This window comes from Isoptericola sp. NPDC057653 (genome assembly GCF_042799955.1).
Classification (GTDB): domain Bacteria; phylum Actinomycetota; class Actinomycetes; order Actinomycetales; family Cellulomonadaceae; genus Isoptericola.
On the sequence record NZ_JBHVHP010000001.1, the window covers coordinates 522,192 to 544,971 of the forward strand.

General features: G+C 74.8%; 24 protein-coding genes and 1 riboswitch. Of the genes, 14 read left to right on the top strand and 10 right to left on the bottom strand.

Annotation, left to right across the window (positions count from 1 at the left end; all coding sequences use genetic code 11):
• Window positions 1–113 precede the first annotated feature (113 nt).
• A complete protein-coding gene (locus tag ACFU9A_RS02320; protein ID WP_430573644.1) occupies window positions 114–1,037 on the bottom strand; it encodes an SDR family oxidoreductase in 924 nt (307 codons plus the stop codon).
• Between the two features lie 102 nt (window positions 1,038–1,139).
• Here ACFU9A_RS02320 and ACFU9A_RS02325 point away from each other — a divergent pair, with 102 nt between their 5' ends.
• A complete protein-coding gene (locus ACFU9A_RS02325; protein WP_430575326.1) occupies window positions 1,140–1,646 on the top strand; it encodes a low molecular weight protein-tyrosine-phosphatase in 507 nt (168 codons plus the stop codon).
• A 79-nt stretch (window positions 1,647–1,725) separates the two neighbouring features.
• Window positions 1,726–2,268, top strand: coding sequence for a GNAT family N-acetyltransferase (locus ACFU9A_RS02330; protein ID WP_430573645.1), 543 nt, complete (start codon window positions 1,726–1,728; stop codon window positions 2,266–2,268).
• Here ACFU9A_RS02330 and ACFU9A_RS02335 read toward each other — a convergent pair.
• Genes ACFU9A_RS02335 through ACFU9A_RS02350 form a run of 4 tightly spaced genes read right to left on the bottom strand, consistent with a single transcriptional unit; the run spans window position 2,222 to window position 7,880 of the window.
• Window positions 2,222–3,391: an alpha/beta hydrolase gene (locus ACFU9A_RS02335; RefSeq protein WP_430573646.1), complete on the bottom strand. Its 1,170-nt coding sequence runs from the start codon at window positions 3,389–3,391 to the stop codon at window positions 2,222–2,224. The genes ACFU9A_RS02330 and ACFU9A_RS02335 overlap by 47 nt on opposite strands.
• Window positions 3,392–3,449: 58 nt before the next feature.
• Window positions 3,450–4,874 carry a gluconate:H+ symporter gene (locus ACFU9A_RS02340; protein WP_430573647.1) on the bottom strand — a complete coding sequence of 475 codons (1,425 nt, stop codon included), beginning with the start codon at window positions 4,872–4,874 and terminating at the stop codon, window positions 3,450–3,452.
• Between the two features lie 41 nt (window positions 4,875–4,915).
• Window positions 4,916–6,532, bottom strand: coding sequence for an amidohydrolase family protein (locus tag ACFU9A_RS02345; protein WP_430573648.1), 1,617 nt, complete (start codon window positions 6,530–6,532; stop codon window positions 4,916–4,918).
• Between the two features lie 10 nt (window positions 6,533–6,542).
• Window positions 6,543–7,880, bottom strand: a complete 1,338-nt coding sequence (locus ACFU9A_RS02350) for an amino acid deaminase (protein WP_430573649.1) — start codon at window positions 7,878–7,880, stop codon at window positions 6,543–6,545.
• Between the two features lie 169 nt (window positions 7,881–8,049).
• On the opposite strand from ACFU9A_RS02350, the gene ACFU9A_RS02355 reads away from it, so the two are divergent.
• Window positions 8,050–8,832: an IclR family transcriptional regulator gene (locus ACFU9A_RS02355; protein ID WP_430573650.1), complete on the top strand. Its 783-nt coding sequence runs from the start codon at window positions 8,050–8,052 to the stop codon at window positions 8,830–8,832.
• Window positions 8,829–9,236, top strand: coding sequence for a RidA family protein (locus ACFU9A_RS02360; RefSeq protein ID WP_430573651.1), 408 nt, complete (start codon window positions 8,829–8,831; stop codon window positions 9,234–9,236). The genes ACFU9A_RS02355 and ACFU9A_RS02360 overlap by 4 nt, the downstream gene beginning before the upstream one ends.
• A gap of 13 nt (window positions 9,237–9,249) precedes the next feature.
• On the opposite strand, the gene ACFU9A_RS02365 is transcribed toward ACFU9A_RS02360, so the two are convergent.
• From ACFU9A_RS02365 to ACFU9A_RS02375, 3 genes are read right to left on the bottom strand one after another with little or no spacing between them, the layout of a single operon-like run.
• Window positions 9,250–10,047: an HAD-IIA family hydrolase gene (locus ACFU9A_RS02365; protein ID WP_430573652.1), complete on the bottom strand. Its 798-nt coding sequence runs from the start codon at window positions 10,045–10,047 to the stop codon at window positions 9,250–9,252.
• Window positions 10,044–10,613 carry an AAA family ATPase gene (locus ACFU9A_RS02370; protein ID WP_430573653.1) on the bottom strand — a complete coding sequence of 190 codons (570 nt, stop codon included), beginning with the start codon at window positions 10,611–10,613 and terminating at the stop codon, window positions 10,044–10,046. Before ACFU9A_RS02370 ends, ACFU9A_RS02365 begins: the two co-directional genes overlap by 4 nt.
• Window positions 10,614–10,620: 7 nt before the next feature.
• Window positions 10,621–11,172: a DUF1992 domain-containing protein gene (locus ACFU9A_RS02375; RefSeq protein WP_430573654.1), complete on the bottom strand. Its 552-nt coding sequence runs from the start codon at window positions 11,170–11,172 to the stop codon at window positions 10,621–10,623.
• Between the two features lie 83 nt (window positions 11,173–11,255).
• On the opposite strand from ACFU9A_RS02375, the gene ACFU9A_RS02380 reads away from it, so the two are divergent.
• The 3 genes from ACFU9A_RS02380 to ACFU9A_RS02390 all read left to right on the top strand — a co-directional run bounded on the left by ACFU9A_RS02380 (window position 11,256) and on the right by ACFU9A_RS02390 (window position 13,861).
• The gene (locus ACFU9A_RS02380) at window positions 11,256–12,437 is read left to right on the top strand and encodes an aminotransferase class I/II-fold pyridoxal phosphate-dependent enzyme (protein WP_430573655.1); all 1,182 of its coding nucleotides are present in this window, start codon (window positions 11,256–11,258) and stop codon (window positions 12,435–12,437) included.
• A 150-nt stretch (window positions 12,438–12,587) separates the two neighbouring features.
• Window positions 12,588–13,373 (top strand): endonuclease/exonuclease/phosphatase family protein, encoded by a 786-nt coding sequence (locus ACFU9A_RS02385; RefSeq protein WP_430573656.1) that lies wholly within the window; start codon window positions 12,588–12,590, stop codon window positions 13,371–13,373.
• Window positions 13,370–13,861, top strand: a complete 492-nt coding sequence (locus ACFU9A_RS02390; protein ID WP_430573657.1) for a DUF6328 family protein — start codon at window positions 13,370–13,372, stop codon at window positions 13,859–13,861. The genes ACFU9A_RS02385 and ACFU9A_RS02390 overlap by 4 nt, the downstream gene beginning before the upstream one ends.
• 28 nt (window positions 13,862–13,889) lie before the next feature.
• Here the strand turns inward: ACFU9A_RS02390 and ACFU9A_RS02395 are convergent, their stop codons facing one another.
• The gene (locus ACFU9A_RS02395; RefSeq protein ID WP_430573658.1) at window positions 13,890–14,213 is read right to left on the bottom strand and encodes a hypothetical protein; all 324 of its coding nucleotides are present in this window, start codon (window positions 14,211–14,213) and stop codon (window positions 13,890–13,892) included.
• Window positions 14,214–14,402: 189 nt separating this feature from the next.
• On the opposite strand from ACFU9A_RS02395, the gene ACFU9A_RS02400 reads away from it, so the two are divergent.
• From ACFU9A_RS02400 to ACFU9A_RS02430, 7 genes are all read left to right on the top strand, one after another.
• On the top strand, window positions 14,403–15,311 hold the full coding sequence (locus tag ACFU9A_RS02400; RefSeq protein WP_430573659.1) for a LysR family transcriptional regulator: 909 nt from the start codon (window positions 14,403–14,405) through the stop codon (window positions 15,309–15,311).
• Between the two features lie 72 nt (window positions 15,312–15,383).
• A complete protein-coding gene (locus ACFU9A_RS02405; protein ID WP_430573660.1) occupies window positions 15,384–16,043 on the top strand; it encodes an HdeD family acid-resistance protein in 660 nt (219 codons plus the stop codon).
• Window positions 16,044–16,121: 78 nt separating this feature from the next.
• A riboswitch (glycine riboswitch) is annotated at window positions 16,122–16,229 on the top strand.
• A gap of 317 nt (window positions 16,230–16,546) precedes the next feature.
• On the top strand, window positions 16,547–19,459 hold the full coding sequence (gene gcvP / locus ACFU9A_RS02410) for an aminomethyl-transferring glycine dehydrogenase (protein WP_430575327.1): 2,913 nt from the start codon (window positions 16,547–16,549) through the stop codon (window positions 19,457–19,459).
• Window positions 19,460–19,502: 43 nt separating this feature from the next.
• On the top strand, window positions 19,503–20,669 hold the full coding sequence (gene gcvT, locus ACFU9A_RS02415) for a glycine cleavage system aminomethyltransferase GcvT (RefSeq protein WP_430573661.1): 1,167 nt from the start codon (window positions 19,503–19,505) through the stop codon (window positions 20,667–20,669).
• A gap of 59 nt (window positions 20,670–20,728) precedes the next feature.
• Complete coding sequence (gene gcvH, locus ACFU9A_RS02420) at window positions 20,729–21,097, top strand: glycine cleavage system protein GcvH (protein ID WP_430573662.1); 369 nt, start codon at window positions 20,729–20,731, stop codon at window positions 21,095–21,097.
• 249 nt (window positions 21,098–21,346) lie between these two features.
• Window positions 21,347–21,580 carry a LuxR C-terminal-related transcriptional regulator gene (locus ACFU9A_RS02425; RefSeq protein WP_430573663.1) on the top strand — a complete coding sequence of 78 codons (234 nt, stop codon included), beginning with the start codon at window positions 21,347–21,349 and terminating at the stop codon, window positions 21,578–21,580.
• A gap of 89 nt (window positions 21,581–21,669) precedes the next feature.
• Window positions 21,670–22,104 carry an NUDIX domain-containing protein gene (locus ACFU9A_RS02430; RefSeq protein WP_430573664.1) on the top strand — a complete coding sequence of 145 codons (435 nt, stop codon included), beginning with the start codon at window positions 21,670–21,672 and terminating at the stop codon, window positions 22,102–22,104.
• Here ACFU9A_RS02430 and ACFU9A_RS02435 read toward each other — a convergent pair.
• On the bottom strand, window positions 22,094–22,696 hold the full coding sequence (locus ACFU9A_RS02435) for an AAA family ATPase (protein ID WP_430573665.1): 603 nt from the start codon (window positions 22,694–22,696) through the stop codon (window positions 22,094–22,096). The two genes, ACFU9A_RS02430 and ACFU9A_RS02435, sit on opposite strands and share 11 nt — an antisense overlap.
• Window positions 22,697–22,780: the final 84 nt, after the last annotated feature.

The window sequence follows — 22,780 nt, forward strand, 5'->3', positions numbered from 1 at the left end:
ACTACTCCGATCACCTCCTTTCTCATGTGCGGACGACGCTACGCCCGCCCCGGCGGGGAGGCCAAGGGTTTTCCCCAGGGTGAACGCGGGCCGTGCCGCCCGTCGTGCGGCCGTCAGGCGCGGCGGAGGTGCGCCCACTCGCCGGGGTAGTCGTCGAGCCACTGCGCGAGGGAGCGGGCGGGCCGGCCCACGAGGCGGCCGACGTCGCCGGAGACGTGCGCCAGCTCGCCGGCGGCGATCGCCGTGTACGACGTCACCCACCCCTCCACCTCGAACGGCTCGGCGCCGTAGCCGGCGCGAGAGGCGTACGCCTCCTCCTCGGTCTCCGGGTGGTAGGTGATGTCGCGGCCGGCGGCCCGGCCGAGGACGGTCGCGACCTCGTCGAGGGTGAGCGCCTCCGGCCCCGTGACCTCGTAGACCGCGCCGTCGTGCCGCGCGGGCCGCTCGTCGAGGATGACGGCCGTCGCGACGTCGGCGACGTCGTCGTGCGAGACGGCCGCGACGCGACCGTCCGCCGCCGGGCCGCGGATCACGCCGTCGCGCCCCACGAAGGTGCTGAGCGCGTGCAGATAGAGGTTGTCGCGCAGCACGGTCCAGCGCAGACCGGTGCGTGCCGCGATCTCCGCGAGGTGCTGCTCGGTGTGCCAGTGGTCGCGGGCGAACGTGAACACCGCGTCCGGCGCGGCGCCGGCGAACGACGTGTACACGACCCGCTCGACGCCGGCCGCCGCGGCCGCGTCGATCGTCGCCGTGTGCTGCGCGACCCGGTCCGGCGCCTCGCGGGCGCTCACCAGGAAGACGGTGCGCACGCCCTCGAACGCCGCCCGCATCGCGGCGGCGTCCTGGTACCCGTCCGCGACCGCGACCTCCGTGACCGGCAGCGGCCGGCCGTCGCCGAGGCGCGGCGCCCGCGCCCGGTCACGCACGACCAGGCGCTGCCGCGCGCCCTCCGCCGCCAGCCGGAACGCCAGCCGCGACCCCAGGCGACCGCTCGCCCCGGTCACGGCGATCAGCCCGTCCGCCGCCCATCTCGCCATGACCCACGGTAGGCACGACCTCGCCCGCCGGGCCCGTCGAGCGGCGGACCCGGTCGTGACCCGGGCGAGAATGGGCCGGTGACTGCCACCACCTACCGCGTCATGACCGTCTGCACCGGCAACATCTGCCGCAGCCCGATGGCCGAGATCGTGCTCCGCGACCGGCTGGAGGCCGCCGGCCTGGGCGACCGGGTCGAGGTCCGCTCGTCCGGCGTCAGCGACGAGGAGCACGGCCACCCCGTGGACCCGCGCGCCCGCCGCACCCTGGTGGCGCACGGCTACCCCGCCGGCGACGGCCACCGCGCGCGCCAGGTGACCCGCGACGACCTCGCCTCCTTCGACCTGCTCCTGCCCATGACCGCCCAGCACGCGCGGCGCCTGCGGCGGCTGGTGGACGGGGCACCCGCCGAGGGCCTCGCCGAGATCCGGATGTACCGGTCGTTCGACCCCGACGCGCCCGTCGTCGAGCCCGGCGGTGACGAGCAGCGGCTCGACGTCGACGACCCCTGGTACGGGGACGAGGCCGGCTTCGAGGACTGCCTGGCCGAGATCGAGGCCGCCGCCGACGGCGTCGTCGCGCACGTGCGCGCCCGGCTGGACGGGCGCTGACCCGGGGGACGCCCCGGCCGGGGGCGTCGTCGTCGAGACCGCGCGGCGACCGGCGCCCTCGGGATGGAAGGATCGCCGGATGACGACCTCCCCGCCCCTCACCGTCCGCCGTGCCCGCGCCGAGGAGTGGCGCGAGACCCGGGCGCTGCGCCTCGCGGCGCTGCTGGACCCGGCGGCGCCGGTCGCGTTCCTCGAGACGCACGAGGTGGCCGAGGCCAAGCCGGACGTGTTCTGGGAGCACCGCGCGCGCACGGCCGCCACGAGCGACGCGGTGGCGGCGTTCGTGGCCGTCGACGACGCCGGCCGCTGGGTGGCCACGACCACCGGGCTGGTCGAGGAGCCCGGCGCGACGGAGGTGCTGGGCGGCCCGGTCGAGCAGCGGCAGGTGCACCTGGTCGGTGTGTTCGTGCGGCCGGAGTTCCGCGGCGCCGGCCTGCTCGGGCGACTGTTCGACGGTGCGCAGGAGTGGGGCCGCGCGCAGGGCGTCGAGCGGGCGCGGCTGTGCGTGCACGTCGACAACCCGCGCGCGCAGGCCGCCTACCGCAAGCTGGGCTTCACGCCGTCGGGCGTGCGGTTCACCCTCGACCAGGGGGAGGAGCTGGAGATGGTGCGGGCGCTGTGACCGCGCCCGGGCCGGGGTCGGCGGAGCCCGCCCGGGCCCGGTCCGCGCGGCCCCGCCGCCGGAACGCCCGCCGCCACCACGACCCCGCCCGCGACGGCTCCTCGGGCTCGGGCTCGGGGCGCGGCGGGACGTAGGCGGCGAACCAGCGGGCGGTCTCGCGCCACACCACGTCCCGCACGTCGGGGGCCGAGAGGGTCACGTCGTGCAGGGCGCCGTCGAGGCGCACCAGCGTGACGAGGCTGCCCAGCGCCGGCACGCGCCGGGCGACGCCGCCGACCTCCAGCACCGAGTCGGTGCGCATCATCTCGGGGGTCCACCGCACGGGGGCGGTCGAGCGCGCGGACAGCAGCACCAGCACCGGCACGTCGATGCCGAGGCCCCGCGACACCCGGTCCTGCCCCTGGAAGATCGCCGTCAGCCACGCCGGGGTGGTGCGCCAGCCGTTGTCGGGGCGCCAGGCGGGGTCGATCTCCCAGGCCCCGTCGTACCGGTTGGACACGCTGCGCACGTAGTACCCGAGGTCGACGTTCACGAGGTGGCTGCGTGGCGCGAGCGCGGCCTGCGCGCGCAGGCCCGGCTCCAGCATCCAGCGGCCCACGCTGCGGGTCTGGAACTCGAGCCACGGGCTGTTGAGCACGAGCGCGACCGCGCGGCCCGGCTTGTACGCCGCCCACAGGCTGAGCACCAGGCCGCCCGTGGAGTGCCCCATGAGCACCAGCCGGCGGTCCGACGACGGCTCCGCCCCGTGCCCGATGGCGGCCAGCGCGGCCTCCACGTCCTCGTCGTACGTCAGCAGCGCCGTCACGAAGCCGGGCGTCTGGTGCTCGCGCAGGCTGCGGCCGTACTTGCGCAGGTCGAGGGCGTAGAACCGGGCGCCCTGACGCTCCCAGAACGCGGCGAGGTGGGTCTGGAAGAAGTAGTCGGTCCAGCCGTGCACGTACAGCACGTCGATCCCGGCGTCCGGCGCGCCGTCGGCCTCCCCGGGCGCCCGCCGCACCAGCGTGGCGACGACCTCGCCCTCGAAGTCCGGCGCCAGGGGCAGCGTGCGCTGCTCGAAGCCGGGCAGCACGTCGGGCCGCCACCCGTCGGGCTGCGCGGTGCTCTCGGTGCCGGGGTCCTCCACGCCCCGAAGGTAAGGAACCTCGTGCGCGCGCGCGACCGGACCGCGCCGGACCGGACCGCTAGACGACGACCCAGAGGATGCTGGTGAACAGCAGGCCGAGGACGGCGATGAGCGTCTCCATCACCGTCCAGGTCTTCAACGTCTGGCCGACGGTCATGCCGAAGTACTCCTTGACCAGCCAGAACCCGGCGTCGTTGACGTGCGACAGGATGAGCGACCCGGCGCCGACCGCCAGCACCACGAGCGCGAGGTGCGTCGGGGACAGGCCGGCGGCGAGCGGTGCGACGATGCCGGACGCGGTGATGGTCGCGACCGTGGCCGAGCCGGTGGCGATGCGCACCAGGGCGGCGATCATCCAGCCCAGCAGCAGCACGGACAGGCTGAGCGCGACCGCCGCCTTGCCGATCGCGATGCCGGTGCCGCCGTCGACCAGGACCTGCTTGAACCCGCCGCCGGCACCGACGATCATCGTGGCGCTCGCGATGGGCTTGAGGCTGTCGGTCATCTTCGACGCGATGCCCGACAGCGAGAAGCCGACGCTGGTGCCGAAGGTGAGCATGGCGAGCAGGACGGCGATGAGCAGCGCGATCATCGGCTCGCCGATGAACACGAGGAAGCCGTAGTAGCCCGCGGACGGGTCGCCCCACACCTCGACGGCGGCGCGCAGCAGCATGAGGACCACCGGGCTCAGGATCGTGGTGAGCGTGAGCGCGAAGGTGGGGCGCCGGGTGCGGACGGTGCCGGGCTCGCCCGAGCCCTCGTCCTCGGCGACGATGCCGCCGCCGGAGCCCTGGGCGCCGATGGGCACGAGCCGCGCCGCGAACCGGCCCCACACGGGGCCGGCGAGGACGACCACCGGGATCGAGATGAGCAGGCCGAGCGCCATCGTGAGGCCGACGTCGGCGCCCAGGTTGGCGATGGCGGCGAGCGGGCCGGGGTGCGGCGGGATGAAGCCGTGCAGCGCGGACAGGCCGGCGAGGGCGGGCATCGCGAGCAGCATCGCGGGCAGGCCGGAGCGGCGCACCGCGAGCATGATCACCGGGATCAGCAGGACGAGCCCGACCTCGAAGAACATCGGGATGCCGATGATGAACGCGATGAGCGCCATGCGCCACGGCAGGCTGCCCTTCCCGCCGTGCAGGATCTTCGCCACGATCTCGTCGGCTCCCCCGGAGTCGGCGAGGAGCTTGCCGAGCATCGCGCCCAGCACGATGAGGACGCCGACCCCCCCGAGCACGGCGCCCACGCCTTCCTCGATCGTCTTCGCGACGTCGGTGAGCGGGATGCCGGAGCCGACCCCCACGAACACCGACCCGAGGATCAGGGCGAGGAAGCCGTGCATCTTGAACGCGACGATGAGCACCACGACCAGTGCGATGCCGATGGCCGTGACCACCAGCACCTGCGTGTCGTGACCGGTCCACGGCTGGTTGATCAGCTCGAGGGTGTCGTCGTCGCCTGCTGCCTGCAGCAGTGATCGCATCGGAGGGGTCTCCTGTCTGTGTGTCCGCGTCGGCGTGGACGTCAGCGGGTGCCGTTCCCGGTGCGCCGGAGGGCGCGGCCCGGGAGGGCGTCGGTGCGGGCGCCGTCGTCGATGACGGGGGCGCCGTCGACCAGGACCAGGTCGATGCCCGACGCCTGGCGGCGCGGGTCCTCGAACGTCGCGTTGTCCTGGACGGTGTCGGGGTCGAGCAGCACGAGGTCCGCGGCGTAGCCGGGGCGGACCAGGCCGCGGTCGGTCAGCTTCAGCCGGGCCGCGGGGCGGCCCGTGAGGTGGTGCACGCAGTCCTCGAGGGTGAGGACGCCCAGCTCGCGCACGTACCGCGCGAGGTAGCGGGGGAACGTGCCCCAGGCGCGCGGGTGCGGGCGGCCGCCGACGAGGATCGCGTCCGAGCCGCCGCAGTGCACGCGGTGGCGCATGATCGCGCGCACGTTCTCCTCGTGCCCCACGTGCTGCAGGATCGTGGTGCCCAGCCGGTCCGCCAGGAGCTGCTCCACGAACACGTCGCCGGGCGCGCGGCCCTCGGCGCGGGCGATCGCCTCGACCGTGCGGCCCACGCGTCCCTCGAGGGCGGGGTTCTGCACCCCGCTGATCTCGATGGTGTCCCACTCGGCGACGCAGCCGTGGCAGCCGTCGGTGCCGACGTGCTCCACCTCGTGCAGGATCCGGGCGCGGTCCGCCGGGTCGGCGAGCCGCGCCAGCAGCGCGTCCGGGCCGCCGGAGAACGACCAGCTCGGCAGGACGGCGCTGAGCGTCGTGGAGCCCGGCAGGTACGGGTACGTGTCCAGCGTGACGTCCACGCCGTCGTCCAGCGCCCGGTCGACGAGGGCGAGGAAGTCGCCCGCGCGGCCCTTGTTGGGCGCGAAGTTCATGGTGGCGTGCGTGAGGTGCAGCGCGCAGCCCGTGGCCCGCGCGAGGTCGACCATCTCCGCGTACGCCTCGAGCGCGCCCTTGCCGTACGACCGGGTGTGCGGGCTGTAGTAGCCGCCGTGCGCGGCGACGACGCGCAGCAGCGCGGCGAGCTCGGCGTCGTCCGCGTACATGCCGGGCGTGTAGGTGAGCCCGCTGCTCATCCCCAGCGCACCCTCGCGCAGCCCCTGCGCCAGCAGCTCGCCCATCCGCGCCACCTCGGCGTCCGTGGCGGGCCGCTCGTCCGGCCCGACGACGAGGTGACGGAGCGTGCCCTGCGGCACCAGGTAGGCGGCGTGGCACGCGATCCCGCGGTCCAGCCGGTCCAGGTAGCCGGCCACGGACTCCCAGTCCCAGGAGAAGTCCGGCGGGTCGTCGTTCCAGCCCGCGATCTGCGCACGGATCGCCGTGCGGGTGCGCTCGTCCACCGGGGCGAACGACAGGCCGTCCTGACCCAGCACCTCGAGCGTGACGCCCTGGCTCACCTTCGCGGTGTGGTCCGGGTGGGCCAGGATCTGCACGTCCGAGTGCGCGTGCATGTCGATGAAGCCCGGCGTCAGGGCGCGGCCGTCCGCGTCCACCGTGCGGCGCGCGCCGGCGGCACGGGCGTCGGAACGGCCCTCGTCGACGGCGGTGATGCGCCCCGCCTCGACGGAGACGTCGGCGACGACCCCGGGCGCGCCCGTGCCGTCCAGCACGAGGGCGTCCCGGATCAGCAGGTCGGCGGTCATCGGGCCGCCCTCAGAACCACGTGCGCACGAGGTCGACGACGACCGGGTCGGCCGCGTCGGCGTCGTCCACCACCGGCACGAGCGACCACTTGTCCATCGCCGTGCAGGGGTGCGACAGGCCGAGCCGCAGCTCGTCGCCGATGGCGACCGGCGCGTCCCCCTCCCAGCGCAGGAAGCCGTGCTGGTCGTTCAGGGCCGTGACCTGCACGCCCGTGACGGGCGCCGGGTCCTCCCCCGCCGCGCGGGGGCGGCGGAGCTGCGCCTCGGGCAGCCCCTCGTCGAAGGGCAGGTCGCGCTTGCCGGCGTCGAAGAGCGCGAGGCCGGGCTCGGGCTGCGAGGTGACGCGCACCCAGCCGTGCATGGCGCTGCGGAACCCGGGCCCGCCGGTGCGCGGGTCCTCGCCGAGCGGCGAGATGTGGCGGTAGAAGCCGTCGTCGTGCACGACGTAGGCGCCGCTGCGCAGGACGACCCGCGCGCCCGTCGAGGTCAGCGGGGACAGGACCTCGTCGACGAGGTCGAAGTAGGCGCTGCCGCCCGCGGACACCACGGGCACGTCGACCTCGTAGCGGCCGGCGTCGGCGAGGCGCTGGTGCACCTCGACCATGTCGTCCAGGTAGGAGCGCACCACGTCGCGGCTGCGGGCGTCCGAGTCGTGGGCGAGCGCGCCCTCGTACCCGGCGACGCCGGCCAGGCGCAGGTGCGGGGAGGCGACGACGCGCTCGGCGACCGCCAGCGCGGTGTCCAGGTCGCGGGCGCCCGTGCGTCCGCCGGCGCCGCCGCGCTCGACGAGCACGTCGATCGGCGGGCGCGACCCGGCGGAGGCGACGTGCGCCGCCAGCGCCTCGTGCATGAGGTCGACCGTGGCCGGCGAGTCCGCCCAGACCAGCACGCGCAGGTCGCGGTCGGCGGCCAGCTCGTCGGCGATCCAGCGCAGCGCGAGCGGCGAGATCACGCTGTTCGCCACCATCACGCGGCCGACGCCGAACTCGAGCGCGACGCCGAGCTGGAACGGGTTGGCGACGGTGATCGCCCACGCGCCGGCGTCGAGCTGCTCCGCCCAGAGCTGGGGCGCCATCGTCGTCTTGCCGTGGGGCGCGAGGTCGAGACCGCGCTGCGCGCACCAGTCGGCCATGACGCGCAGGTTGGTGTCGAGCGCCGCGCGCGAGAGCGTGAGCAGCGGCGTCGGCAGCTCCGACAGGCGGGGCCGGCGCTCGCGGACCTCCGCGACGGTCAGGCCCCAGAGCTCCGGCGGCAGGGCCTTGTGGCGCCAGCCCACCTGCTCGGCGTCGCGCTGCGCGACCTTCTCACGGTCGATCCGACAGGCGTCGTCGGCTCCGGTGCGGTCCATCGGCAGACCCTCCTTGCTCCCCGCTGCGTTGCACATAGCGCAACGTTCGTTGCGCATGATGACGCACCTTGCTAACATCGCGCCGGTCGTGCCGTCAATCCGGCACGAGTCCGAGCATGTGCCCGGCGGCGGGTGACCGCGAGCCGGGCCGCAGGTCAGGGAGGGTCCGTTGAGCCAGAGCGTGGGGCGCGCGCTGCGGATCGTCGGCCTCCTCGGTCAGGGCCCCCGCACCCTCGACGACCTCGCCCAGGAGCTCGGCGTCCACAAGACCACCGTGCTGCGGCTGCTGCGCGCGCTCGAGGACGAGCGCTTCGTACGCCGCGACGACCGGCACCGCTACTCGCTCGGCTCGCGCCTGTTCGAGCTCGGCCGCCAGGCCCTCGAGGGGCACGGCGTGCGCGACGTCGCGCTCCCCCACCTGGAGCGCCTCGGGCGCGACACCGGCGGGCAGGCCGTGCACCTCGCCGTCCTGGAGGGCACGCGGCCCGTGTACGTCGCGAAGGTCGAGAGCACCAGCTCCGTGCGGATGTACTCCGAGCTCGGCCTGCCCGCCCCGCTGCACGCCACCGCCGTCGGGAAGGTGCTCGCCTCCGAGCTCCCCGAGGGCCGGCTCGCCCAGCTGCTCGACGCCACCGACTTCCACGCCTACACGCCCCGCACCCTCACCGACGCCGACGCCTACCGCGCCGAGCTGGCGCGCGTGCGCGAGCAGGGCTGGGCGCAGGACGCCGCCGAGCACGAGCCGTTCGTCAACTGCGTCGGCGCGCCCGTCCGCGACACGTCCGGCACGATCGTGGCGGCGGTGTCCGTCTCCGTGCCCGACGTGATCCTCGACCTGGACGGGGTCCGCGACCTCGTCCCCCTCCTGACGGCGACCGCCGCCGCCGTCGAGGCCGACTGGGCGGGGCACGACGCGCCCCGCACGCCATCCACCGAAAGGACCCCGGCATGACCACCAAGACCGCGATCTCCACCGACCAGGCCCCGGCCCCCGCGCACACGTTCCACCAGGGCGTCCGGGTCGGGAACCTGCTGCAGGTCTCCGGACAGGGCCCCGTCGACCCCGCCACCAACGAGTACCTCTACCCGGGCGACGTCGCCGCGCAGACGACGCGCACGCTGCAGAACGTCGAGGCGATCGTGACGGCCGGCGGCGGCACGATGGCGGACGTCGTCATGCTGCGCGTCTACCTCACCACCCGCGACGACTTCGCCGCGATGAACGACGCCTACGGCGCCTTCCTCACCGAGCGCCTCGGCGCCGACGCCGTGCTGCCGTCGCGCACCACGGTGATGGTCGGGCTGCCCCGCGAGGAGATGCTCGTCGAGATCGACGCGCTGGCCTTCGTCGAGTGAGGTAGCCCCTCGATCAGCCTGCGGCGCCCTCCGCGCCCGCGAGCAGCGCCGGCAGCTCCGTGACGTCGGCGACCACGTGCTCCGGGCGCGGCAGGGCGCCGTCGTGCTCCTGCCGCGCGAACTTGCCCGTGCGCACCAGCACCGTGCGGACGCCGGCGGCGCGGCCCATCGCGACGTCCGACGACCGGTCGTCGCCCACGACCCACGTGCGCCCCGGGCCCGGCGCGGGGCTGATCGTGCCCAGCGCGAGCCGCAGGAACTCCGTGCTCGGCTTGCCGAGCGTGCGCGCCGTGACCTCCGCGCCGTGCTCGATCGCCGCCACCACCGACCCCGTGTCCAGGGCGGGGCGCCCGCCGCGCAGGAACCAGCGCCCGTGCTGCAGCGCGAGCAGCTCCGCGCCGTCGAGCACCGCGCGGAACGCCGCGTCGAGGGCCGGGTAGTCGAGCACGTCGTGCACGTCGCCCACCAGCACGTGCGTCGGGTCCTCGTCCGCGCGGACGACGTCGAGCCTCGCGGCGAGCTGGTCGCGCACCGCGCCCGTGGCGAGCACGTGCACGCGCGCGCCCCGCGGCGCGAGGTCGGCGACCGCCGCGTCCACCGGGGTGAACAGCTCCGCCGCGTCCAGGACCAGGCCCATCCCCCGCAGCCTGTCGACGATCGACGGCGAGTCCTGCGAGTCCGTGTTCGTCACGAACCGGACCGCGTGGCCCGCGTCGCGCAGCGCCGCCACCGCGCCGTCCGCGCCGGGCACCAGCCCGTCGCCCTCGTACACCGTGCCCTGCAGGTCCAGCAGCACCGCGTGCCCGGTCATCCCCGCACCTCCCCCTCGACCCGGAGCGCCGGCACCCGCAGCGCGCCCGCGGCCACCTGGTCGTGGATCTCGCGCGCGACCTCCCGCGGCGACGCGTCCGTGGTGCTCCAGACCGCCTGCTCCGGCGCGGCCACCGCCTCGGCCGCGAAGGCGGCGTGCATCGCCCGTGTGGCGGCGGGGTCGTCGAAGCCGTGCCCGGTGCGGGCGGCCACGCGGCGCAGGCAGGCGTCCACCGGCGGGAGCAGGACCGCCCGGTGCACGACGGCGCCGGCGTCACGGGCCAGCGTCGCGAGCTCGCGGGCGTCGTCCGCGTGCAGCACGCCGTCGTAGACCACGAGGGCGTCCGTGCGGGCGAACTCCACGGTCGCGGCGCGCGCGGCGCGGCCCGCCACGGCGGTCTGGGGCGCGGCCTCCGGCAGCCACGGGTCCGTCCCCCCGCGCCGCCAGCGGCCGAAGAACCAGTCGGCCTCCAGCAGCAGCGACCGTCCGGCCAGGTCGGCGAGCGCGGCGGCCACCGCGGACTTGCCCGCGCCCGGCGGTCCGGTCACGACGACGACGTCTCCCACGGCGGGCTCAGTAGATCCCGCGGGCGCGCCGGCGGTCGCGCCACCGCTGCACCTCGCGCTCGACGTCGCGCGTGGGCGTCACGACGGGCGGGCCGCCCATGAGCTGGCGGCGCGCGTCCACGACGCGCGCGTTGAACTCCTCGACGATCGTGCGCACCCGCGCCTCCTCGGGCTCGCGGTCGAGGGTCTCGTCGAGCTCGGCGTCGTCGCGGCGCAGCTGCCCGGCCGGCAGGACGCCGGTGATCTGCTCGCGCTCCACGAGGTTCTTGAGCCACCAGTCCGGGTCGTGCGTGCCGCGCAGGCCGGGGATGGGCTTGCCCTCCAGCGGCAGGTCGTCGAACTCGCCGCGCCGGATCGCCTGGTCGACCACGGTGTCCACCCACAGGGCGCGGTCGTCCATGCGGCGCCGGGTGCGGCCCGTGCCCGCGGCCGCCTCGTCGGGTGCGCCCTCGCCGGCCTCCTCCGCGGCCGCGGCCTCGGCGGCCGCCTCCCGGTCCACCTGGTACTGCGCGGCCCGGCGCGCCGGGTCCGTGTCCTTGTCGCGGCGTCGTCGGAACATCGGCATCCCCCTCGGGTCGGCTGCTCCCAGCCTAGGGGCGGACCGGCCGCCGCCGCGGGGACCGGACCCGGCATGATGGCCGTATGAAGGTCTCGCGCCGCAGCCACGTGCCGCCGTTCGCCGTCATGCAGGTGCTGGCCACCGCCAACGAGCGGCGTGCCGCCGGCCACGACGTGCTGAACCTGTGCGCGGGCGAGCCGTCGACCGGTGCCTCCGACGTCGTCCGCGAGAAGGCCGCCGACCTGCTGCGCCACGCGGACCTCGGGTACACCGAGGCGATGGGCGTGCCCGCCCTGCGCCAGGAGATCGCCGGGCATTACCGGCGCTGGTACGACGTCGAGGTGGACCCGGCGCGGATCGCCGTGACGACGGGCTCGAGCGGCGGGTTCCTGCTCGCCTTCCTCGCGGCGTTCGACGTCGGCGACCGCGTGGCCCTCGCCCGCCCCGGCTACCCGGCGTACAAGAACATCCTCGCGGCGCTCGGGTGCGAGGTGGTGGAGCTCGACTGCGGCCCGGCCACCCGGTACCAGCCCACGGTCTCCCAGCTCATGGAGGCGTACTACGACGGCGGCCTCGACGGCCTGGTCGTGGCGTCCCCCGCGAACCCGACCGGCACGATGCTCCCGCCCGCGGAGCTGGCCGCGCTCGCGCGCTGGTGCGAGGAGCACGACGTCCGGCTGATCAGCGACGAGATCTACCACGGCATCGCCTACTCGCCCGATGTACAGCAGGCCACGGCAGCGATGTACACGGACGCCGGGGCGGTCGTCGTGAACTCGTTCTCCAAGTACTGGGCGATGACGGGCTGGCGCCTGGGCTGGCTCGTGCTGCCCGACGAGCTGGTCGGCCCCGTCGACGCCCTCGCCGGCAACGTCGCCCTCTCTCCGCCGGCGCTGGCGCAGCACGCGGGCGTCGCGGCCTTCTCCCCCGCCGGGTACGCCGCCGCGGCCGACAACGTGGCGCGGTACGCGGCGTCGCGCGAGGCCCTGCTCGACCGGGTCGACGAGCTCGGCTGGCGCCCCGTCGCCCCCGCGGACGGCGCGTTCTACCTGTACGGCAACGTCGCCGGCTTCCGCGACGCCGTCGGCGGCGACTCCGTCACCTACTGCCGGCGGCTGCTCGCCGAGGCCGACGTCGCGATCACCCCCGGCGCCGACTTCGACACCGTGCACGGCGGCGACTGGGTGCGCCTCTCCTTCGCCGCGGCGCCGGACGTCGTGACCCGCGCGGTCGACCGCATCGTCGCCTGGCACCGCACCCTCTGACGCCGGGGTGGTCCGGGCCGGCCCGGTCGTGGGTGCGAGGTCGGACGTCGTGCGGGAGGCTCGCACTACCTCGCGGGGTTCCAGCGACCCCGTCGAGACCTGGACTGGCTCGCGGGGTGTCGGACCGCCCCGGCGGACGGAGGCGCGCGGATGATCCGGCTGGTGACGGCGAACGTCCAGCACGGGGTGGTGGACGGGCGCCGGGTGGACGTGGAGCGGCTGGGGGCCGCGCTCGCGGCGCTGGACGCGGACGTCGTGGCGCTGCAGGAGGTGGACCACGGGCAGACCCGGTCCGGCGGCGAGGCGCAGACGTTCCGCCTCGCGGAGGCGCTGGGGATGCGGGAGCACCGGTTCGTCCCCGCGCTCAGCGGGCCGCTGGACGGGCGGCGGCGCCGGGCCCGGGCGGTCGCGCTGGCCGACGACGGCCGCTCCCCCGCGCTCGACGGCTACGGCGTCGCCCTCCTCAGCCGTCACCCCGTGCACGCGTGGCGCCCGATGCGCCTGCCCGGGCTCAACGTGCCGGGGCTGCCGCCCACCGGCGTGGACGAGCCGCGCGTGGCGGTGGCGGCCGCCGTCGCGACGCCCGAGGGCCTGCTGACCGTCGTCGCGACGCACCTGTCCCGGGCGGACCCGTGGAAGCGGCTGCAGCTCCGCCGGCTGCGGCGCCGGCTGCGGCACGCGCCGCGCCCGCTGGTGCTGCTCGGCGACCTCAACACCCGGGGTGACCTGCCGTCCCGGCGCACGGGCTGGCGCGAGCTGGTGCACGTGCCGACCTACCCGCGCGTGCGACCGCGGCTCCGCATCGACCATGTGCTGGCCGACGGGGCGGTGACCGCCCTCGGCGCCGCCCGCGCGGTCGACCTCGGCGTCAGCGACCACCGCGCCGTCGTCGTCGACGTGACGCTCGACCCCGCCGAGGGCGAGGAGACGACGTGACCGAGGAGCCGATCGGCACGGCCGGCCGGGCGGACCGGCGTCCGGAGACGCCTGAGCAGCGCTCGGACCGCAACTGGAACGAGCTGCTGCAGGAGCTGCGCGTCATGCAGACGGGCGTGCAGATCCTCACCGGGTTCCTGCTGATCCTGCCGTTCCAGGCGCGGTTCGGTGACCTCGACGACTACCAGCGCGCGGTGTACCTGGTCCTGGTGCTGGTGTGCGTCGCGACGACGGGCCTGCTGGTCGCGCCCGTGGCGCTGCACCGCGCGCTGTTCCGCAAGCACCTCAAGCGCTCGGTGGTCACCGGCGGCGACCTGATGGCGCGCGCCGGGCTGGTGCTGCTCGCGGTCGCGCTGTCCGGGACGGCGCTGCTGATCTTCGACGTCGTCGTGGGCCGGGCGGCCGGGCTCGTGGTGGGCGGCGCCGCGGCCGTCGTGCTCCTCAGCCTGTGGGCCGTGGTGCCCGCCGTCGTACGACGGCGGTCGTGACCGGTGGACCTGGCGGCGGCCCGGAGGTTCAGGCGGCGAGGTCGACCTGGGCGGGCGACTCGACGCGCGCGGCGTCCTGCTCCTCCAGGCGGGCCGCGGCGCGGGCCTTGCGCACGGTCACGAGGGTCTGGGTGCCGATGACGATCCAGGCGACGTTGGCGGCGGCCGACGGCCACACGCCGTTGACGCCCGCGACGACGGTCATGACGACGGCGCCGGCCATGTTCGTGACCTGGAACGCGAAGGAGTTCGCGGTCCACCGGCCCTTGCTCACCATCCCGTAGGCGACGAGCCCGGCGAGGGCGCCTCCCCACCCGAGGGCAGTAATCACGGTCAGCAGGGAGATCGTCATGACGGGCACCTCCGGGTAGGTCGGCGAGGCACACGTGTGCCACGGCAGAAGGAAGATCTGAGGGATGTGGACGCCGGTCCGCCGAGCGGGGCCGGGGCGAGGCACCGGCGTGGCGTCGAAACGATTCTGCGACACGAACCGCGTTCAGCACAATCAAATCCTTCTCCGAGAGGCAGTTAGTATTCCTACATGGCTACCGACCCACGGAGACTTGCCTTCCTCCTTGCCGTGCACCGGTCCGGGGGCGTGCTCGCGGCAGCAGATCTTCTGCATGTCACCCCGTCCGCGGTGTCCCAGCAGATCGCCCGGCTGGAGGCCGAGGAGGGCTTCGCCGTCCTCGACCGCGGGCCGCGCGGCGTCACCCTCACCCCGGCGGGCCGCGTGCTGGCCGAGGCGGGCGAGCGCATCGAGGCCGAGCTGCTGGAGGCCCGGCAGGCCATCGCGGCGCTCGGCGAGGGCGTGAGCGGCCGCGTCGTCCTGGGCGCGTTCCAGACGGCGATCCGCGCCGTCGTCGCGCCCATGCTCCTCGACCTGGCCGAGCGCTACCCCGGCGTCGAGGTCGACGTGCGCGAGCACGAGCCCGCCGAGGCGATCCGCATGCTGCGCGCCGGCGACCTCGACGTGATCCTCCTCGAGCGCGACGCCGACATGGACGCCCCGGCCCCCCGCGGCGTGCACGACGTGCCCCTGCTGGACGAGCCGTGGTGCGTCGTCGTGCCCGCCAGCCAGCCCATGCCGGAGCGCCTCGACGACCTGGCGTCGCTGCAGTGGATCGGCGCCGAGCACGACACGGCGTCGGACCGCGCGCTGCGCCGGCTGGCGCGCACGCTGGGCACGACCGTCAACCAGCGGCACCGGTTCTTCGACTTCGACACGGCGCTCGCGCTCGTCGCCGCGGACCAGGGCGTGGCGATGCTCCCCGCGCTGGCGCTGCAGGGCGGCGACGTGCCGGAGGGGCTCGAGATCGCCCGGCTCGCCGGCCTCGGCACCCGGCGCATCGCCGCGCGGCACCGGGCCACGCGGCACGAGCCGGGCCCTGCCGTGCGCGCGGTCGTCGACGCGATGGTCGAGGTGACGCGCGACCTCGAGCTCGGCTGAGCGGAGGCCCTCGGCGGTGACGCCGCAGGTCCCGGCGCGCGACCTGACGGCAGCGCTCCTAGCATCGCGAGCATGAGCGACACGACGCCGGGGTCGGCCGGAGCGTCGGACGCGGGGGCCGCTCCCCTGTCCGACCGCACGTTCGGCGTCGCGCGACGCCTCTGGGGGCTCGTCTACCTGCGGGCGCTGATGTACCTCGCGGCGGGGATCGTGCTGTTCGCGAACCCGGACCGCGGTCTCGTGTGGGTGCGGTGGCTCGTCGGTGCGCTGATCGTCGTGCAGGGCGTGCTGCTCACCGTCGAGGGGGCGCCGACCAAGCGCTCGGGCCGTCCTCAGGGCGCCGGCGACGAGATCAGCTGGCGCCTCATCGCCGGCGTCGTGAGCCTGCTCGCGGGTGTCCTCATCATCGTGTGGCCGTCGATGACCGGCCCCGTGATGTACCTGGTCGTGGCGGTGTGGGCGTGCGCCGCGGGCGTCGTCGGGGTCATCGGGGCGCTGCGCGGGCGGGCGCTGCGGACAGCGTCGTGGGACTGGCAGCTCGTCAACGCGGTGCTGTGGATCGTGCTCGGCCTCGTCATGCTGCTGCGGCCCGGCGCGGACGTCTCGACCTCGGCACAGCTGCTGGCGCTGTACCTGGTGCTCGCCGGCGCGGTGCTGGTCGTGGGCGCGTTCGCGACGGGGACCCGGGCGCGCGACGCGCGCAAGGCCCGGCCGGGCGGCGCGGCCGGGTAGGATCGGCGGCGTCACACGGCAGCCCCGGCTGCCACCACAACGCGGCGGCCCTCCGGGCGCTGCCGCCACATAGCCGCTCGAACCGCGACGGGAGAGCTCGCGCCGCGCCCCCGATGGAGGCCGGCCGGCGCCGAAGGAGCAACCCTCCCCGGGAATCTCTCAGGCACCCCGTACCGTCGCGGCGAGGCAACTCTGGAAAGCGGCCCGGCATCGCCCTCGCGGCGGTACGGGCCCACCGACGGTGCAAGTCGGCGCGCCCCGTCGACGTCGCAGGCCACGCCTGCGACGACGCCATGGCGGACCGGCAAAACTCTCAGGTCGACGTGTGCGCGTCGGATGACAGAGCGGGGAGGACCTGCCCGTCCCCCGCCTGCCCCGGCCCGACCTTCGGAGCGTCCGACGTGACCACCACCCCGCACGACTCACCCTCGCAGGGCACCGGCGTCGACCCGGACGTCTTCGCCGACCGGCACATCGGCCCGCGGGGCCGCGAGGTCGCCGCGATGCTGGAGCAGCTCGGCCACGCCGACCTCGACGCGCTCGTCGACGCCGCCGTCCCGAAGTCGATCCGCGCGGACCGCCCGCTCGACCTGCCCGCCGCCCGCTCCGAGGCCGAGGTGCTGGCGCACCTGCGCGACCTCGCGGGCAAGAACCAGGTCAAGCGCCAGATGATCGGCCTCGGCTACTACGGCACCACCACTCCCCCGGTGATCCGCCGCAACGTGCTCGAGGCGCCCGCCTGGTACACGGCGTACACGCCGTACCAGCCGGAGATCTCGCAGGGCCGGCTCGAGGCGCTCCTCAACTTCCAGCAGGCCGTCGAGGACCTCACGGGCCTGGGGATCGCGGGGGCTTCCCTGCTCGACGAGGCGACCGCCGTCGCCGAGGCCGTCGCCCTCATGTGGCGCGCCTCGCGCGCGAAGAGCGGGTACGTGGTGCTCGACGCCGACCTGTTCCCGCAGAGCCTGGCCGTGACCCGCGGGCGCGCGGAGGCCATCGGGCTGCCCGTCGTCGTGGCGGGCCTCGACGGCGGCCTCGCGGCGGGCCTCGACGCGGTCGTCGCGGCGGGCGGCACCCTGCCCGAGGGCGACCTGGTCGGCGTGGTCGTGCAGCAGGCCGGCGCGTCGGGGCGCGTGCTGGACGCGCGCGACCTGGTCGCGGAGGCCAAGGAGCGCGGCGCGCTGGTCACCGTGGCCGCCGACCTGCTGGCCCTGACGCTGCTGACCTCCCCCGGCGAGCTGGGCGCGGACGTCGCGGTCGGCTCGGCGCAGCGCTTCGGCGTCCCCCTCTTCTACGGCGGTCCGCACGCGGCGTTCATGGCCGTCCGCCGGGGCCTCGAGCGGCAGCTCCCGGGCCGCCTGGTCGGCGTCTCGACCGACGCCGACGGCGCCGTGGGCCTGCGCCTCGCGCTGGCCACCCGCGAGCAGCACATCCGCCGCGAGAAGGCGACGAGCAACATCTGCACCGCCCAGGCGCTGCTGGCGATCGTGGCCTCGATGTACGCCGTCTACCACGGCCCCGACGGCCTGCGTGCGATCGCCGAGCGCACCCACGCCCGCGCCGCCGCCGTCGCGGCCGGCCTGCGCGCGGCGGGGATCGCCGTCGAGCACGACGTCTTCTTCGACACCGTCCGCGCCGTCGTCCCGGGCCGCGCGCAGCAGGTGCTCACGGCCGCCGCAGACGCGGGCTACAACCTGTACAAGGCGGACGCCGACCATGTACAGATCGCCTGCGACGAGACGACCACACCGTCCGACGTCGCCGCAGTCCTCGCCGCCGTCATCGGCCAGGGAAGCGAGGCGACGAACGGAGCGGGGAGCTCGGAAACCCCTCGCGCGGACGTAGAACTTCCCGAAGTGGAGGGCGCCCTGGCGCCCGTGAACGCGTCCGCGCGAGGGGTTTCCGAGCTCCCCGCGGCCGTCACCCGAACGACCCAGTACCTCCAGCACCCCATCTTCCACGTCCACCGCAGCGAGACGTCGATGCTCCGCTACCTGCGGGCGCTGAGCGACAAGGACCTGGCGCTGGACCGCACGATGATCCCGCTGGGCTCGTGCACGATGAAGCTCAACGCGACGGCGGAGATGGAGGCCATCAGCTGGCCCGGCTTCGCGGACATCCACCCGTACGTGCCGGCCGACCAGGCGCTGGGCTACGCGGAGCTGGTCTCGACGCTCGAGGCGCAGCTCGCGGAGATCACGGGGTACGCGGCGGTCTCCGTGCAGCCGAACGCGGGGTCGCAGGGCGAGTTCGCCGGCCTGCTCGCGATCAAGGGGTACCACCGGTCGCGCGGCGACGAGCACCGCGACATCGTGCTGATCCCGGCGTCGGCGCACGGCACGAACGCGGCGTCGGCGGCCCTGGCGGGCCTGCGCGTGGTGGTGGTGGCGACGGCGGACGACGGCGAGATCCAGCTCGACGACCTGCGCGCGAAGCTCACGGACCACGGCTCGCAGGTGGCGGGGATCATGATCACGTACCCGTCGACGCACGGCGTCTACGAGGAGCACGTCCGCGAGGTCTGCGACCTTGTACACGGTGCTGGTGGCCAGGTGTACATCGACGGCGCGAACCTCAACGCCCTGGTCGGGCTGGCGCGGCCGGGGGAGTTCGGCGGCGACGTCTCGCACCTGAACCTGCACAAGACGTTCTGCATCCCGCACGGTGGCGGCGGCCCGGGCGTGGGCCCGGTCGCGGTGGCGGAGCACCTGGTGCCGTTCCTCCCGGCGGACCCGACGCCGGGCGCCGGCGCGCAGGAGGGGATCGCGCCGGTGAGCGCCGCGCCGCACGGGTCGGCGGGCATCCTGCCGATCTCGTACGCGTACCTCGCGCTGATGGGCCCGGACGGCCTCACCGAGGCGTCGAAGGCCGCCGTCCTCACCGCGAACTACGTGGCGTCGCGCCTCGACCCGTACTTCCCGGTCCTGTACACCGGCGAGAACGGCCTGGTGGCGCACGAGTGCATCCTCGACCTGCGCCCGCTGACCGCCGAGACGGGCGTGACGGCCGAGGACGTGGCGAAGCGCCTCATCGACTACGGCTTCCACGCCCCGACGATGTCGTTCCCGGTGGCGGGCACGCTCATGGTGGAGCCCACCGAGAGCGAGGACCTCGCCGAGCTGGACCGCTTCGTCGACGCGATGATCGCCATCCGCGGCGAGATCGACCGCGTCGCGGCGGGGGAGTGGACGCCGGACGACTCGCCGCTGCGCCACGCCCCGCACACCGCGGCGAGCCTCATGACCGACGAGTGGGCGCACCCCTACTCCCGCGACCTGGCGGCGTTCCCGCTGCCGAGCCTGCGGGCCGGGAAGTACTGGTCGCCGGTGCGCCGCATCGACGGCGCCAAGGGCGACCGCAACCTCGTGTGCGCCTGCCCGCCGCTGGAGTCGTACGCGGAGCCCGCCGCTCTCTGAGCGCCCACACCACTCGACCCGGGACACACCGAAGGGAGCCTCGATGGCCGAGGACCAGCAGGACACGACGCAGGACAAGACGACGCCCCTGCACGACGAGCACGTCGCGCTGGGCGCGAGCCTCACCGGGTTCGGCGGGTGGCTGATGCCGCTGCGCTACACCTCGGACCTGGCCGAGCACCGCGCGGTGCGCGCCGCCGCGGGGCTGTTCGACCTGTCGCACATGGGGGAGATCCACCTCGAGGGCCCGGAGTCGGGCGCCGCTCTGGACCTCGCCCTCGTGGGCAACGCGAGCGCGATCGGCGTCGGCCGGGCGCGGTACTCGATGATCTGCGCCGAGGACGGTGCCGTCCTCGACGACCTCATCGTGTACCGCCTGGCGGACGAGCACTTCCTCGTCGTCGCGAACGCGGGCAACGCGCCGCGCGTCGCGGCGGAGCTGGTCGCGCGGACCGCCGGGTTCGACACGACCGTCACCGACCGGTCCGCCGAGACGGCGCTGGTCGCGGTGCAGGGTCCGCGCGCGGAGGAGATCGTCGCCTCCCTCACGGCCGCGGACGACGTCGAGACGGTCCGCTCCATGAGGTACTACGCCTCCGCGCCGGCCACGGTGGCCGGGATCGCGGTGCTCCTGGCCCGCACCGGGTACACGGGGGAGGACGGCTTCGAGCTGTTCGTCCCCGCCGGCCAGGCCGTCGAGCTGTGGCGGGCGCTGCTCGCGGCGGGGGAGGGGCGGGGCCTGGTCCCGGCAGGCCTCTCCGCGCGCGACTCCCTGCGCCTCGAGGCGGGCATGCCGCTGTACGGGCACGAGCTGGACGAGTCCACCACGCCGTTCGAGGCGGGGCTGGGGCGGGTCGTGAAGCTCGACAAGACCGGCGCCGACGGCGAGCCGCTGCCGTTCGTGGGCCGTGCCGCCCTGGCCGCGCGCGCCCAGAGCGAGCCGGCGCGCGTCCTCGTGGGTCTGCGCGGCGAGGGCCGCCGCCCCGCCCGCGCCGGGTACGACGTCGTGCAGCGCGGCCTCGACGGCGCCGTGGGCGCCGTCGTCGGCCACGTGACGTCGGGCGCGCCGTCGCCGACCCTCGGCTACCCGGTCGCCATGGCGTACGTGACGCCCGAGGTGTCCGCCGAGGGCACGGAGCTCGCCGTCGACGTCCGCGGCCGCGCCGAGCCGTTCGTCGTCGTCCGGCTGCCGTTCTACAAGAGGGCGTAGGACGATCGTCCTCGTCGCGTCCCGTCCTACCCGCTGAAGATCCCCGAAGGAGCAGTCCCATGGCCGACTTCCCCGAGAACCTCCGGTACTCCGCCGAGCACGAGTGGGTGGACGACGCGTCTCCCGCCACCATCGGCGTCACGTCCGTCGCCGCCGACGCGCTGGGCGACGTCGTCTACCTCGAGCTGCCGGAGGTGGGCGCGACGATCGAGGCGGGCTCCGTCGTCGGCGAGATCGAGTCCACCAAGTCGGTCTCGGAGCTGTACTCGCCCGTGAGCGGCACCGTGGTCGAGGTCAACCAGTCCGCGGTGGACGACCCGGCCGTGGTGAACGCCGACCCGTTCGGCGAGGGGTGGCTCTTCAAGGTCGACGTGACCGCTCGTGGGGCCCTGCTCACGGCCGACGAGTACGCCGCCCAGGCGGGCTGACGCTTTCCCGATTTCCGTGACCGAATCGTGACATTCGGGCCCGAAATGCGTTGATTGCCTGGGATAACCGCGCTGACCTGCGACAACACGGCCGGCCTCGCCTCACCGAGGGGCGGGGCCGGCCGTCGTCGTCGTCCGGCGGCAACAATCCGCAGAAATCTGCGTCATGACCGCCTCGCCTCCTCTTCCTTATCCATGACGGCTTCCCCTGGTCGACCATCGGTCGGCGGCCGTCGAGGAGGAAGAACGATGAGCACCATCGAACTGACCGGTCCCACGACGTCCCGTCTGCTGACACGCCGCGAGCGAGTGGTCCTTTCCAACCTGTCCGAGGACGTCACCCTCGAGCAGATCGCGACCAAGCTGTTCGTCACCCGTAACACCGTGAAGTCGCAGGTTCGCAGCGTGTACCGCAAGATCGGCGTCTCCAGCCGGGCCGAGGCCGTCGCATGGGCGCGACAGGCAGGTCTCGGCATCAGCTGAGGTCGGGTGGTGCGGGCCCCGCCCGGCGACAGGGGAGGTCGCCGGTGCGGGGCTCTCGCACGTCCGGGGCCGGATGAAAGACTCTGGCCATGACTGCACGCCGCCTCGTGGTCGCCGCCGCGATCGTCGACGACCTCGACCGCCCCGCCCACCTGCTCGCGGCCCGGCGGAGCCGTCCGGCGCACCTGGTCGGCCGGTGGGAGTTCCCGGGCGGCAAGGTCGACCCGGGGGAGACGCCGGTCGAGGCGCTGCACCGCGAGCTGCAGGAGGAGCTCGGCGTGAGCGTGGAGCTCGGCGACGAGGTGTCCGGCCCCGACGACGGCGGCTGGGTCATCACCGACCGCCACCTGCTGCGGCTCTGGCTCGCCGTCGTGACCGACGGCGACCCCGCACCCCTCGTGGAGCACGACGAGCTGCGCTGGCTGGGTCACGACGACCTGCTCGACGTCGACTGGCTCGACGGCGACGTGCGCATCGTGCATGAGCTCGCCGGGTCGCTGGAGCGCGCCGACGTCAATCGGTAGGCGTCCCGGGGGTCGGGTGCGCGGCGACCTCCCGCACCCAGGCATCCACAGCGCGGTGGCTGCGCAGCCGCACCACGCGCACGTGCGGTGCCTCGACGGCGAGGCGCTCGTCCAGGCCGCGCAGCTTGTGCCGCGTGCGCCAGGCCCAGCGCAGGATGTGGTCCTCGTCCGTGAAGAGCGTCCGCAGGGGCGGCTCGACGTTGCCGTTCCACAGCTCGACCCGGCCGAGCCTCCGACGCAGCGTGCGCCAGAGCACCTGTCGCAGGACGACGGGCACGGGCAGGTCGAGCCAGACCAGCAGGTCCGCGCGCCCGAGCAGCAGGGGGCGCACGGCGCCGTACTGCCACTCGCTGACCCAGGAGTCCTGCGCGACGATCGCCCGGACGTCGTCCTCGAACTCCGGCCGGGGCGTCCAGACCGGGCCGTGGTGGAGACTGTCGAGCTCGGTGTACGGGAGGTCGAGGGCGGCGGCGAGGCGTCCGGCCAGCGTCGTCTTGCCCGCGCCTGACGTACCGGCGATGAGGATGCGGTGAGGGTGCCGCGGTGGGGGAGGGGCGTCGTCGTCCGGGGTCGTCTGCAGAGACTGGGGCACCCGCAGAGGCTACGACGCCATCGACCGCGGACTGAAGATTCTTGCCCTGCGCCCAGTGTGTTGGGAAGAATTGCGCCGACTCGC

What these genes read in the sequence shown, in the direction of transcription:
- ACFU9A_RS02320 (WP_430573644.1), bottom strand. Translation starts at nt 1,037, where the DNA reads ATGGCGAGATGGGCGGCGGACGGGCTGATCGCCGTGACCGGGGCGAGC.
- ACFU9A_RS02325 (WP_430575326.1), top strand. Translation starts at nt 1,140, where the DNA reads ATGACCGTCTGCACCGGCAACATCTGCCGCAGCCCGATGGCCGAGATC.
- ACFU9A_RS02330 (WP_430573645.1), top strand. Translation starts at nt 1,726, where the DNA reads ATGACGACCTCCCCGCCCCTCACCGTCCGCCGTGCCCGCGCCGAGGAG.
- ACFU9A_RS02340 (WP_430573647.1), bottom strand. Translation starts at nt 4,874, where the DNA reads ATGCGATCACTGCTGCAGGCAGCAGGCGACGACGACACCCTCGAGCTG.
- ACFU9A_RS02345 (WP_430573648.1), bottom strand. Translation starts at nt 6,532, where the DNA reads ATGACCGCCGACCTGCTGATCCGGGACGCCCTCGTGCTGGACGGCACG.
- ACFU9A_RS02350 (WP_430573649.1), bottom strand. Translation starts at nt 7,880, where the DNA reads ATGGACCGCACCGGAGCCGACGACGCCTGTCGGATCGACCGTGAGAAG.
- ACFU9A_RS02360 (WP_430573651.1), top strand. Translation starts at nt 8,829, where the DNA reads ATGACCACCAAGACCGCGATCTCCACCGACCAGGCCCCGGCCCCCGCG.
- ACFU9A_RS02365 (WP_430573652.1), bottom strand. Translation starts at nt 10,047, where the DNA reads ATGACCGGGCACGCGGTGCTGCTGGACCTGCAGGGCACGGTGTACGAG.
- ACFU9A_RS02375 (WP_430573654.1), bottom strand. Translation starts at nt 11,172, where the DNA reads ATGTTCCGACGACGCCGCGACAAGGACACGGACCCGGCGCGCCGGGCC.
- ACFU9A_RS02380 (WP_430573655.1), top strand. Translation starts at nt 11,256, where the DNA reads ATGAAGGTCTCGCGCCGCAGCCACGTGCCGCCGTTCGCCGTCATGCAG.
- ACFU9A_RS02385 (WP_430573656.1), top strand. Translation starts at nt 12,588, where the DNA reads ATGATCCGGCTGGTGACGGCGAACGTCCAGCACGGGGTGGTGGACGGG.
- ACFU9A_RS02395 (WP_430573658.1), bottom strand. Translation starts at nt 14,213, where the DNA reads ATGACGATCTCCCTGCTGACCGTGATTACTGCCCTCGGGTGGGGAGGC.
- ACFU9A_RS02400 (WP_430573659.1), top strand. Translation starts at nt 14,403, where the DNA reads ATGGCTACCGACCCACGGAGACTTGCCTTCCTCCTTGCCGTGCACCGG.
- ACFU9A_RS02405 (WP_430573660.1), top strand. Translation starts at nt 15,384, where the DNA reads ATGAGCGACACGACGCCGGGGTCGGCCGGAGCGTCGGACGCGGGGGCC.
- gcvP (WP_430575327.1), top strand. Translation starts at nt 16,547, where the DNA reads ATGCTGGAGCAGCTCGGCCACGCCGACCTCGACGCGCTCGTCGACGCC.
- gcvT (WP_430573661.1), top strand. Translation starts at nt 19,503, where the DNA reads ATGGCCGAGGACCAGCAGGACACGACGCAGGACAAGACGACGCCCCTG.
- gcvH (WP_430573662.1), top strand. Translation starts at nt 20,729, where the DNA reads ATGGCCGACTTCCCCGAGAACCTCCGGTACTCCGCCGAGCACGAGTGG.
- ACFU9A_RS02425 (WP_430573663.1), top strand. Translation starts at nt 21,347, where the DNA reads ATGAGCACCATCGAACTGACCGGTCCCACGACGTCCCGTCTGCTGACA.
- ACFU9A_RS02430 (WP_430573664.1), top strand. Translation starts at nt 21,670, where the DNA reads ATGACTGCACGCCGCCTCGTGGTCGCCGCCGCGATCGTCGACGACCTC.